Raw genomic sequence first — 11,550 nt, 5'->3', positions numbered from 1 at the left:
CCGCCACAATCACGCTCCCGGCGGCGGTCGCCCGCTCAATGGCGTCGGCCAGAATCGGACTTTCGCCGGCTCCCCCCAGACTCAAGTTGATCACGTCCGCCTTGCGTTTGGGAATCCGGTTGCTCGAATTCGGGAGCCCCGCCGCGTAGAGGATGGCGTTTGCGATATCGGCGTCGGTGCCGCCGTCAAAAGCCAAAGCGCGAATCGGTAGGATCTTCACGCCTCCGGCGACGCCGTCGATCTGAACCACCAGGTCGCCGATTTTTGCCCGTGGATCGGGGACGGCCGCCACAATTCCCGCGACGTGGGTTCCGTGAAATGGGTTTTCGTTCTGCCCGTCGGTCGGTTCATCCGGATTGTTGTCCATTCCGGGAATTTCATCTCGATCTCTGGTTGGATCGCTGACGAAATCGTAGCCGTCTTCCGTAAAATTCCGCTCGAGGTTGGGGTGCGTTCGCCGGACGCCCGAATCGACGATCGCTACGATGATTTCTTTTTTCGCTTTCCCTTCATCCCTATTGCCCCGCCCGAATTTTTCCCAAACCTGAGGCATCTTGAGCGAGGTGAGCGCCCATTGATAACGATTGTATGAAAGCTCGTCGCCCGCCTGAAAGGCCCGCCGAATATAGTTGGGCGCGGCCGTCACGAAATGTTTCTTGAGCTCACCTCTGCGCAGGCGGCGGACAAAATTCACCGATTGACTTCGGACGCGGTTGAACGCTGTCTTGATCTCCGGTGTCATCTTGCCGGCTAGGGCCCGTTTCCTGCGGAGGTTTTTCCACTCTTCTTTGAGTCCTCTCGACCGCACGACGTAGTAAGGGGAGGGCGAGTCCTGTTTTTCCATATCCAGGCCGAGGCTGGAGACCGTTTCCCGGGCCGTGTCGTGGGTGACCTGTGGCCGGCGAAGAAGAATCGCTTCTCCTTCCACCCAAACCGCCTCCTGATGAATCCGAACGATCTTGTCGGGATCGACTTCGTGGCGGATCAAACGCAGAGTTCCATTCAGCCCTCCCGAAGCCGGCGGAGGCGCTGTCCTGTCAGAATTTTGGGCGCCGTTTACCGAGTCGGAATTCTTTGCCGTCGATCCGCACGTCGACAGAGTTGCCGCGACAAGAAGGACCGCCGATATCCGCCAAAAGTAAGTCACGGGATTGACGCAATATGTCAAACGAAGGCGAAGGAGTCAATTCGTAAATTTCCCAATGATTATCGGATCTTTAGGGCCTTGGAACCGGCGAATTCCGCCCGGTCTCGAAGAGCTTCTTCGATCCGAAGAAGCTGGTTGTATTTCGCGACTCGATCGGTTCGGCAGGGGGCACCGGTTTTAATCTGACCGGCGCTTGTGGCGACCGCCAAATCGGCGATGAAGGAATCTTCCGTTTCTCCCGATCGATGGGAGATCACCGTTGCAAAACCTGATTCCTGGGCGAGCTCGATAGTCTGAAGTGTTTCCGTCACGGTGCCGATCTGATTGAGTTTGATCAAAATCGCGTTGGCCGTTTTATCCTCGATCCCGCGCTGGAGGAGGCTCGGGTTCGTCACGAAAATGTCGTCCCCGACGATCTGAAGGCTTTGGCCGAGGGCGCGGGTCAGTTCCGACCAGCCGACCCAATCGTCCTCCCCGAGACCATCTTCAATCGAGATCAACGGATAAAGTTTGGCGAGGTTCTTGTAGATGCCGATCATTTCGGCGCTTGTCTTGGATGAGCTGTCGGTCTTACGGAAAACGTACGCGCCGTCCTTGAAAAGCTCCGTCGCGGCGACGTCCAGCGCGATCGAGATTTGATCGCCCGGCCGATATCCCGCTTTTTCAATCGCTTCCACGAGGAGACGGATCGCGTCGCCGGTGGCGGTCAGGTTGGGTGCGAATCCGCCTTCATCCCCCACCGCCGTGCTCAATTTCTTCTCCTTCAACAGCGATTTGAGGGCGTGGTAGGTTTCCGTCCCCGCTCGCAAAGCTTCGGCAAACGATGCGAATCCGTGAGGAACGACCATGAATTCTTGAACATCGAGGGCGTTATCCGCGTGCACGCCGCCGTTGATCACGTTCATCTGGGGGACCGGAAGCATATGGACGCTCTTTCCGCCGAGATAGGCGTAGAGAGGAAGATGCCGGGCATCCGCCGCCGCCCGGGCCACGGCCATCGATACGCCGAGCGTGGCATTGGCGCCCAATTTCTTTTTTGTCGCCGTTCCATCCAGCTCGATTAGTCGGGCGTCGATGCGCTCTTGATTGAAGGGATCCGCGCCTCGAAGCGCCGGGAGGATCGTCTCCACGATGTTGTGAATCGCCTGCCGGACTCCCTTGCCGTTGAAACGTTTGGTGTCGCCGTCGCGCAGTTCTACGGCCTCTTTAGACCCGGTCGAAGCTCCCGAGGGGACGCTGGCTCGGCCGGTATTACCGGAGGTGAGACGGACTTCCACTTCCACCGTCGGGTTTCCACGGGAATCCAGAATCTCTCGTGCGGTCATTGTATCCATCAGCGTCGGCATAGATCCTCCTCTAGGGGTTCAAATAATGAACGCCCGATTTCACTTCTCCCAATTTCTTGAGGAGAAGATCCAGGCCGTCGTCATCCTCGGCCAGATTCATCCGGGCGGTGTTGCATACGATGACGGGGGCGTCCGTATAATGAAAGAAAAATGTCTGATACGCCGCGACCACGTCGGCCAAATAAGATTCGGGCAAGAGAAGAGCCAATCCTTCATCTTTGGCCGCCAGACGCTCAAACAGCGTATCGAGATCCGCCTGCAAATAGACTACGGCGTCGGGGGTGGCGATGGTTCCCTGCAGCAGGGAATAAACTTTCTCGTAGAGCGCATATTCCTGCGTGCCGAGCGTGAGCGACGCGAAGAGTCGGTCCTTTTGAAAGAGATAATCGCAAAGGATCGTGGACGAAAAAAGATCGCCCTGAGCCAACTCCCGCTGCTGCTGAAATCGCGTCAGCAAAAAATAGAGCTGGACCTGCAACGCGGATTTTTCCATGTCGTCGTAAAAGGACTGCAAAAAGGGGTTGGGGGCGTCCAGATAAGTCTTCGCGAGAAGGCGCTTGCGCAACGCTTCCACAACGGCGGATTTCCCCACAGCGATCGGACCTTCGACGACGATATAACGGGGCGTCACCGGGTGCGTCGTATCATTCCGCCGGACATTCGTCTATCAACTTTCGCCCTTAAGTGCGCGCATCAATCGCACCAGATCCTGGATTGAAACGGTTTCAGGCCGGCTCTGAGCGTTCAGGTTCAACGACCGGAGAATTTCTTCAATTTGTGCCGGGGAAAGAGAACGGCTTCGCAAAGAATTTCGAAGCGTCTTACGCCGATGTCGAAAGATCCGGCGAACCAGGTCGTCGAACGCGCCGGCGATTTCATCCTGGACGAGCGGCGGATCTCGCCGGACCAGAGAGACGAGACGGGACTCCACGTCCGGCTCCGGGAAAAAACTCCCTCTCGGAATTTTCGGTCCCCGGTGCGATTCGTAATAGGTCTGAACGAAAATGCTAAGTCGTCCGTAATCGGAACTGTTCACGGGGGCGATTATCCGTTCGACGATCTCCTCCTGAAGCAAGAGATGAATCCGAGGGAAGAGCTCCCGCGATTCGATCCATCGCTCAAGAATCGGCGTGGAGATCGAATACGGAAGATTGGCGACAATATGGGCGGGACTCTCGTGGGAAAAAAGATCGGCGTAATTAATCTTGAGTGCATGGTCATGCAGGAGCCGCAGGCAAGGCCGTTCCTTGAAGTGAGTCTGTAGAAAGGCATAGAGCTGTCGGTCCCTCTCAATTGCGACGACGAGAAAGCCTCGCGCGAGAAGAACCTCCGTAAGCGCGCCGAGGCCGGGACCGATTTCGAGAAGTGTTTCACCTTCGCGGAGGTCGGCCCAATCGGCGATTTTCTTTACGGTCTCGGCGTGAATGAGGAAGTTTTGGCCGAGCGATTTTTTGGCTCGGAAGCCGCTCTCCCGAAAGTAACGTTGCGGTGAAATCATCCGAGAGCGATCGGCATCGTGGCCTGGGCGTTCAGGGAGAGTGCGTCGCTCTCCCCGCGCGAAAGGCGGGAGGTTCCGGCCGCCGCGATCATAACGGCGTTATCCGTGCAAAGAGCGAGCGGCGCGATCCAGAGCTTTTGGTCGCGTTTTTGAATCTCCTCCTTCAGCCGCGTTCGAAAACGCTCGTTCCGCGCGACGCCGCCGCACACAACAACGTCCGGCGTTTCTTTCGTTTCCGCCGCTTCGAACAGTTTTGCGATGAGCACATCGAAAACCGCTTCCTGAAAGCTGGCCGCCAGGTCCGATAAGGTTTGGCCCGACGGGACACCATGTTCGCGCACCCAAAGTGCGACGGCGGTTTTCAATCCGCTGAAACTGAAATCATACGTACGAGGAAGCATGGCACGGGGAAACGAAATCGCTTCGGAGATCCCGTTCACCGCAACGTTCTCGATCGCCGGTCCGCCTGGGTATCCGAGGCCGCAGAGCTTGGCGACTTTGTCGAAGGCTTCGCCGGCGGCATCGTCACGCGTCTGCCCAAGCAGGTGGTACATGCCTCGCTGCGGCGCGAAATAGAGGCTCGTATGTCCCCCGGTGGCCACCAGGCCGACGAAGGGGTAGGGCGGTGGGCCGTTCGCAGACAAGAGAGCCGCCTCCAAATGCCCTTCAATATGATGAACGCCGATGAACGGAATCTTTCGCGAAAATCCGATGGCCTTGGCCACAGAAAGCCCGACGAGAAGCGAACCGATCAAGCCGGGGCCTTTGGTCACGGCAATTCCGTCGATTTGGTCGAGCGTCAGCTCCGCTCGCTGGAGGGCGAGCTCGATGACCTCCAGGATCGTCGCGACATGGCGGCGGGACGCCAGCTCCGGAACGATGCCGCCGAAACGGCCATGCAGATCGTCCTGAGAAGCGACAACCGAGGACAGGATCTGCCGGCCGTCGCGGACGACGGCCGCGGCGGTCTCGTCGCACGAGGTTTCAATTCCCAAAATGTTCACGGATAGCGTCCGGGGTCTACTTCTTCGCGCCAGCCGCCGCAAGCTCCTTCAGGCGCTCGGAGGCTTTGGTCGCGTTTTGCGTGTTCGGGCAGCGCTTGGTCACTTCGGTCAGAAAGAGTTTGGCCTTTTTGGCATCTTTGAGTTCCAGGAACGCATATCCCTGTTTCAACACGGCGTCGCAGGCCTTTTCGCTCTGGGGATATTTATCGATGACGACCTGAAATTCGGTGATCGCGCGAGCGAAATCCCCCTGCGCGAAATACCCCTCGCCGACCCAGTATTGCGCGTTGTCGGTCAGCGCGCTGTTTGGATAATCGCGGATGAAATCCCGGAACTGCGCGATGGCGGTTCCGTAATCTTTTCGATCCAGCGCGATTCGCAGAATCTGGTTGTACCTCGTGATGTCATCCGTTCCGGGTGCCGTTCGCGGCGCCCCCTTGCCGCCGGCCATCGGAACGGGGGCCTTCGCCGACGGGGAAGGGGGAGGCGCCGCATAAAGGTTGCTGACTTTTTGATCCATTTCGATCAAACGGGAATCCAGATCTTCCTTGATCTTCTGATTGCCTGTCGCGAAGCCCTCCAGATCGTGTCGCAATACTTCGATGGAGCCTTTCAGCGCACGGAGCTCCGCGCGCAGTTCTTCATTGATGACCGACTGATCCGCCTTGATTTGACGAATATTTTGGTCGGCCTCGTCGAGGCTCCGGCCCAGCTTGCTTGTGGTCTGTTCCACCTGGTTCAAACGGTTGTTCAGGTAATCCATCTTTCGCTGCTGTTCCGTCGCCTGGACATCCGCCGGTTGCATGGAGCCTGGCGGCGGGCAGGCGGACAAAACAAAACATGCTCCGCCCGAAGCAAGCAGGCGAAGGAATCGCGAGTCAAGCGCCATTCGACGCAAGGACTATCGATTTTTGATCAGTTCAGCTCGGCGGTTTTTCGCCCAGGAAGACTCGCCGCTTCCCGAAGTTGCGGGCCGCTCTTCGCCGTAGCTGATCGTGTTGAGCCGCTTGGTTTCGATCCCGAGTTTTTGAAGATAGCTCTTCACCGATTGGGCGCGTCGTTCGCCGAGCGCCAGGTTGTACTCCACGCTGCCGCGTTCATCGCAATGGCCTTCAATCGTGATCGCCATCTTCGGATCGCTCTTGAAGATTCCCGCAGCGTCTTTGAGCTCGCTCTGAGCGGTGTTGTTGAGCGTGTATTGATCAAAGTCGAAATAGACGACCGGGACGCCGCTGGCCGAGCCGGCTCCTCCGGTTGAGCCCGCGCCCGATTCAGAGATGCCCGAAGTATCTCCCCCGCCGGGTCCCCCTGCGCCCGCGGCGCCGGTTTCGGTTTTCTTGCCGGCGCATCCGCCGGCCAACATTCCAAACATCGTCAGTGCAACCGTCATTATCCAAAAGCGTTTCATAAAAACCTTCCTCCTCATTCGTTCTCTGTTTTTGGCCGCGGGAGCCTTTCGGCCTCTGCCGAGCGGTTCTCCGGCCGATGGCGCGATCTAACCTCTCAAAACAATTGGGGGAAACTATGGGAACGAACGCCGAGTTTGTCAACCATTTTTCCCTTGCGCCCGGGGGAACGCTTCCCTATACTGCGCGGCCTAAGTGGGCGGCCTTGCCCACTTTTTTGTTTCTGGAAACCTCGGAAAAAATGGGGAAACGGAGCAGATCGTCATGACGCAGAGTCAAAGTCAGGGAATGTTCAAGGGGCTCAACCGCGAGATCGAGCAATTGTGCCGCGACAAGGGGATCAAGAAGGAAGTGATCATTGAAGCGGTGCAGAGCGCCTTTCTGTCCGCCGCCAAAAAGAAATTCGGCTTGGAAAAAGAAATCGAAGCCCATTTCAACGAGAAGGACGAGGAGATCGAACTTTTTGAATTTCGGACGGTGGTGGAAAAGGTTGGCGATCCATTGAAAGAAGTCTCCTTTGAAGATGCCCGCCGCCACGATGCGGAGTGCCAAATGGGGGATGTGATCGGCGTGAAAATGGACAGCAAGGAGTTGGGCCGAATTGCGGCCCAAGCGGCGAAACAGGTCATCATTCAGAAAATTCGCGACGCCGAAACCGAAATCATTCACGGCGAGTACAAGGATCGAAAGGGGACTCTGATCGCCGGGATCGTCCGGCGGTTTGAAAAAGGGAGCATCATGATCGACCTGGGGCGCACGGAAGCCGTTCTTCCAGCCTCCGAGCAGGTGCCGCGCGAGCATTACCGCCAGGGAGACCGGATTCAGACGTACGTCGTGGACGTCGTCAAAACCTCCCGAGGCGCGGAAATCGTCGTGTCCCGGGCCCACCCCGGCCTGTTGATGAAGCTTTTCGAGATGGAAGTTCCCGAAATTTACGAGGGGATCGTCCGGATTGAGGCCGCGGCCCGGGAGCCGGGGGGGCGGTCGAAGATCGCCGTTTCGTCCAGGGATTCGGACGTGGACCCGGTCGGAGCTTGCGTCGGAATGAAAGGTTCGCGCGTGCAGGCGGTGGTGCAGGAACTTCGCGGCGAGAAGATCGATATTGTGGCGTTTCATCCCGATCCGGCGCGGTACGTGTGCAACGCGATCGCCCCGGCTGAAGTTTCGCGCGTCATTCTCGACGACAAGAACCGGACGATGGAATTGATCGTCGCGGACGACCAGCTTTCACTCGCGATCGGCAAGAAAGGCCAAAACGTCCGTTTGGCGGCGCGTCTCACCGGATGGCGAATCGACATTCACTCGGAGACCAAAGTCAAAGAGATGGCCGAAGAAGGTCGCCGAAAACTAACCCAGATCGAAGGGTTGGGGGACAATCTGGCGGAGCTGCTTTACAACCAAGGAGTGACGACACCGGAGTCGCTCATCGGCCACGACACCAACCAGATTGCTCAAATCACGGGTCTCGAGCCGCAGAAAATTGAAGATCTGAAAGTGGCGGCGGCGACTTGGCTTGCAAACCAAAAGCAAGCGGCTGCGGACGCGGCTTTAGCAGCCTCGGCCGCGGCGGCAGCGGCCGCAAACGCCGAAGTTGCTGCGCCTGAACCGGCGCTCCCCATGAGCGACGGGGAAAAGGAGATTCTTAAGCTCAAGGGCGTTGGACCGAAGACGATGGAGGCTCTCAAAAAAGGCGGGTTTGGGAGCGTTGCGGATTTAGCCAAGGCGGACGCAGCGGCCGTTGCGGAGAAATCGGGATTGGGAGAAAAAAAAGCCGCGGAATTGATCGAATCGGCCCAACAACATTTGTCGGGAGGTAGTGGAGCCTCGCCGTCGGCGTAACGACTTTGAGGTACACGTGGTAACCGTGGACGAGAGAAAGATCGAAAGCACACCTGGAGGAGCCGTGTCCGATAAGGTGGTCACCGAGAGTCGGGTGACGAAAACCGTCATCCGGCGTCGTGCGGCTCCTCAGCCGCCGCCGCCTCCGATTTCCACGGAACCGCCGCCGCCGCCGACCCCGGAATCGCACGCTCCCGCGGAGACTCCGGGGGAATCCAAGGCGCCATCCATCGTGAGTGCTTCTCCCACGGCGCGGAAAAAGATCGACGTCGAAACTCCAGCGGCTACGCATCCCGGGTCGACTTCGTCTCCCGTAATGCAGGCCGCGGAGGAGGAATTGAAAGAATCGACGGACCCCAGCTATCAAGCCAAATATAAACGGCTCAAAGTTGTGGCGGCTCCGCCGCCTCCGCCGCCGTCGGAAGCCAAACCGGCTCGTGCCGATCGTCTGTCCGAAGCCACCGGGCTTCCCGACGGGATTCTCGCCGCGCCCGGAACGTCCGGTCTCGGCCGAAAAGAGATCATCGAAATCCGCGATTTTCACAAGCCGAAAATGCACGGGAAGATGCACGGCAAAAAGCGCCTCGCTCCCGGCAAGAAAGGCAAGAAGACCGAGATCACCACCCCGCGCGCGATTAAACGAGTGATTCGAATCACCGAGAACATCACGGTGGCCGACCTCGCCAAGAAAATGAGCGTGAAGGCCGGTGAGGTGATTCAAAAACTGATCGGCATGGGGACGATGGTGACGATCAATCAGAATCTGGACATGGATACCGCCACACTGGTCGCCTCCGAATTCGGTTTCGAACTCGAAAACGTCAAAGTCGCTCCCGAAGATCTTCTCGTGGAGCCGGGCAAGGCGGGAGAGACGGACAGTCCCGAAGATCTGAAGCCGAGGGCGCCCGTCGTGACCGTCATGGGGCATGTCGACCATGGCAAGACGTCCCTTCTGGATTCCATCCGGAAAACAACGGTCGCCAGCGGAGAGGTCGGGGGCATCACGCAACATATCGGCGCTTACACGGTGAAAACCGACTCCGGGAAAATGGTGACGTTTATCGATACCCCGGGACACGAGGCGTTCACCGCGATGCGCGCGCGAGGCGCAAAGATCACCGACATCGTGGTGCTTGTTGTCGCCGCGGATGACGGTGTGATGCCTCAGACGAAGGAGGCGATCAATCACGCACGATCGGCCAAGGTGCCGATCATCGTGGCGATCAACAAGATGGATAAGCCGGGCGTCGACCCTGAAAAGATCAAAAAAGCGTTGACCGAGTTCAATATGGTTCCGGAAGAGTGGGGCGGTGACACACTCTACATCCCCGTCTCGGCCAAGACCGGAACAGGGATACCGCAACTGCTCGAGATGCTCCATCTACAGACCGAAGTCCTCGAACTCAAAGCGAACCCGAATAAACGGATGAGAGGGGCGGTGATCGAAGCCCGGCTGGACAAACGCCGGGGTCCCATCATCACGGTTCTTGTGCAGGAGGGGACGCTCCACGAGGGGGATTATCTTGTGGCCGGCGCTGAATCGGGCCGTGTTCGGGCGATGCTCGACGACAAAGGAAATCGGCTCCGGGAAGCGGGACCGTCCACGGCCGTGGAAATTCTCGGCGTGGCCGGCGTGCCGATCGCCGGGGATCATGTCTCCGCCGTGGCGGACGAAAAAACGTCCAAACAGATTTCCGAAATGCGTCAAATGGCCCGAAGGGATCAGGATCTATCGAAGTCGAGCAAGGTTTCGCTGGACGATCTCTACCAAAAGATCGAACAGGGCGATGTCAAGGAACTGAAGCTCATCATCAAAGCGGACACCACCGGGTCCGTCGAAGTGCTCACCGACACCTTGATCAAACTCGCCACACCGAAAGTGGCGGTTCGGGTGATTCACGGTGCCGTGGGAGGGATCTCGGAAAACGACGTCATGCTGGCGCGGGCTTCGGGAGCGCTCATCCTCGGATTCCACGTTCGGCCCGATGCATCGGCCGAAAAACTGGCCGAGCACGAGAAGGTCGAAATCCGCCTCTACGAAATTATTTATGAACTGACGGAACAGGTCACGAAGGCGATGACCGGACTCTTGGCGCCGCAAAGGGTGGAAAAAACGATGGGCCGCGCCGAGGTCCGGCAGATCTTTTCCATTCCCAAGGCGGGCACGGTGGCGGGCTGTCAGGTCACCGACGGCAAAATTTTGCGATCGGCGCATGTCCGTCTGGTTCGCGACAGCGTTCCGGTCTACACCGGGAAGCTGGATTCGCTGCGGCGGTTCAAGGACGACGTTCGTGAGGTCGCCAACGGTCTTGAGTGCGGAATCGTGATCGAGAATTTCAACGACGTGAAGGTCGGCGACGTCATCGAAGCTTTTACGGTTGAGGAAATCGCGGCCTCTCTCGAGTAGAGGGGTTCATATGAAACAGAGACATCCCTTCAAACGGTCGGAACGAGTTTCCGATCTTCTTCGGCAAGTGGTCTCCGAGATCCTGATGCGCCGGATTAAGCATGTCGGCGTGGAGGATGTGACGATCACCGGCGCCAAGGTGTCCGACGATCTTCAGCACGCGATGGTCTATTACCGCGTCATGAATCCGGAGAAGCGGGAAGAGGTCGGGAAGAAACTTCGCAGGTTGATCGGATCGGTGCGGCGCGAAGTGGGGCACGAGATGAAGCTTCGATACACGCCCGAGTTGAGATTTGAATACGACGAATCGCTGGAGTACGGCGACCGAATCGACGAACTCTTAAAAGAAGTTCATGTGGGCCAAGGCGGAGAAGAAGAATGACGGAAGTGCAGTCACCGAGCGGGGTTTTGTTGATCGACAAGCCGCGGGGGATCACGTCGCACGATGTGGTGAGCCGTCTTCGGCGGGCGTTCAACATGCAGCGGATCGGCCACGCGGGGACGCTCGACCCGGATGCGACCGGTCTCCTGATCCTCTGCCTGGGCAAGGCCACGAAACTTTCGATGACCCTTTCGGAGAAAGACAAAACCTATCGCGTCGGTTTTCTCCTCGGAAAAGAGACCGATACGTACGATTCCGTCGGACAGGTGCTCGCCGAGCGGCCGGTAAATGCAACCCGAGAGGCGGTGGAATCGGTGCTGCAGGGTTTCGTCGGAACGCAGGTCCAGCGTCCCCCGATCTATTCGGCGGTAAAGGTAAAGGGCCGAAAACTTTACGAGTACGCCCGGGCCGGCAAGCCGGTGGAAATTCCGACGCGGCACGTGACGATTCATTCCATTCAGTTACTGCGATTGGAGGGGGCGGAAGGGGAGATCGAAGTGGCCTGCTCCAAGGGGACGTAC

The 11,550-nt window shown here is 58.1% G+C and carries 10 protein-coding genes and 1 pseudogene; 4 read left to right on the top strand and 7 right to left on the bottom strand.

Annotated features, from left to right (window positions below; translation table 11 throughout):
• From VI895_00940 to pal, 7 genes are all read right to left on the bottom strand, one after another.
• Positions 1 to 988 (bottom strand): S8 family serine peptidase (locus VI895_00940; GenBank protein ID HLG18364.1); only part of this gene is annotated, 988 nt, incomplete at its 3' end.
• Between the two features lie 218 nt (positions 989 to 1,206).
• On the bottom strand, positions 1,207 to 2,493 hold the full coding sequence (gene eno / locus VI895_00935; GenBank protein ID HLG18363.1) for a phosphopyruvate hydratase: 1,287 nt from the start codon (positions 2,491 to 2,493) through the stop codon (positions 1,207 to 1,209).
• Positions 2,494 to 2,503: 10 nt separating this feature from the next.
• The gene (locus VI895_00930; protein HLG18362.1) at positions 2,504 to 3,124 is read right to left on the bottom strand and encodes a deoxynucleoside kinase; all 621 of its coding nucleotides are present in this window, start codon (positions 3,122 to 3,124) and stop codon (positions 2,504 to 2,506) included.
• 36 nt (positions 3,125 to 3,160) lie between these two features.
• Positions 3,161 to 3,991, bottom strand: coding sequence for a 16S rRNA (adenine(1518)-N(6)/adenine(1519)-N(6))-dimethyltransferase RsmA (gene rsmA / locus VI895_00925; protein HLG18361.1), 831 nt, complete (start codon positions 3,989 to 3,991; stop codon positions 3,161 to 3,163).
• Complete coding sequence (gene tsaD / locus VI895_00920; GenBank protein HLG18360.1) at positions 3,988 to 4,995, bottom strand: tRNA (adenosine(37)-N6)-threonylcarbamoyltransferase complex transferase subunit TsaD; 1,008 nt, start codon at positions 4,993 to 4,995, stop codon at positions 3,988 to 3,990. Before tsaD ends, rsmA begins: the two co-directional genes overlap by 4 nt.
• Positions 4,996 to 5,011: 16 nt before the next feature.
• Positions 5,012 to 5,884: a tol-pal system protein YbgF gene (ybgF, locus tag VI895_00915; protein ID HLG18359.1), complete on the bottom strand. Its 873-nt coding sequence runs from the start codon at positions 5,882 to 5,884 to the stop codon at positions 5,012 to 5,014.
• Between the two features lie 12 nt (positions 5,885 to 5,896).
• A complete protein-coding gene (gene pal, locus VI895_00910) occupies positions 5,897 to 6,403 on the bottom strand; it encodes a peptidoglycan-associated lipoprotein Pal (GenBank protein HLG18358.1) in 507 nt (168 codons plus the stop codon).
• 262 nt (positions 6,404 to 6,665) lie between these two features.
• Between pal and nusA the strand changes: the two genes are divergently transcribed.
• The 4 genes and pseudogenes from nusA to truB all read left to right on the top strand — a co-directional run.
• Positions 6,666 to 8,240, top strand: a complete 1,575-nt coding sequence (gene nusA, locus VI895_00905; GenBank protein HLG18357.1) for a transcription termination factor NusA — start codon at positions 6,666 to 6,668, stop codon at positions 8,238 to 8,240.
• 601 nt (positions 8,241 to 8,841) lie between these two features.
• Positions 8,842 to 10,647: pseudogene (gene infB / locus VI895_00900) on the top strand (translation initiation factor IF-2).
• A 10-nt stretch (positions 10,648 to 10,657) separates the two neighbouring features.
• On the top strand, positions 10,658 to 11,029 hold the full coding sequence (rbfA, locus tag VI895_00895) for a 30S ribosome-binding factor RbfA (GenBank protein HLG18356.1): 372 nt from the start codon (positions 10,658 to 10,660) through the stop codon (positions 11,027 to 11,029).
• Positions 11,026 to 11,550, top strand: a 525-nt coding sequence (gene truB, locus VI895_00890) for a tRNA pseudouridine(55) synthase TruB (protein HLG18355.1), incomplete at its 3' end; no start/stop codon positions are given. The genes rbfA and truB, both read left to right, overlap by 4 nt.

This window comes from Bdellovibrionota bacterium (assembly GCA_035292885.1).
Taxonomy (GTDB): domain Bacteria; phylum Bdellovibrionota_G; class JALEGL01; order JALEGL01; family DATDPG01; genus DATDPG01.
This window is presented reverse-complemented; position numbering and strand designations above follow the sequence as displayed.

Coding starts and splice junctions, on each gene's coding strand:
- eno (HLG18363.1), bottom strand. CDS start 2,493: ATGCCGACGCTGATGGATACAATGACCGCACGAGAGATTCTGGATTCC.
- rsmA (HLG18361.1), bottom strand. CDS start 3,991: ATGATTTCACCGCAACGTTACTTTCGGGAGAGCGGCTTCCGAGCCAAA.
- ybgF (HLG18359.1), bottom strand. CDS start 5,884: ATGGCGCTTGACTCGCGATTCCTTCGCCTGCTTGCTTCGGGCGGAGCA.
- pal (HLG18358.1), bottom strand. CDS start 6,403: ATGAAACGCTTTTGGATAATGACGGTTGCACTGACGATGTTTGGAATG.
- nusA (HLG18357.1), top strand. CDS start 6,666: ATGACGCAGAGTCAAAGTCAGGGAATGTTCAAGGGGCTCAACCGCGAG.
- rbfA (HLG18356.1), top strand. CDS start 10,658: ATGAAACAGAGACATCCCTTCAAACGGTCGGAACGAGTTTCCGATCTT.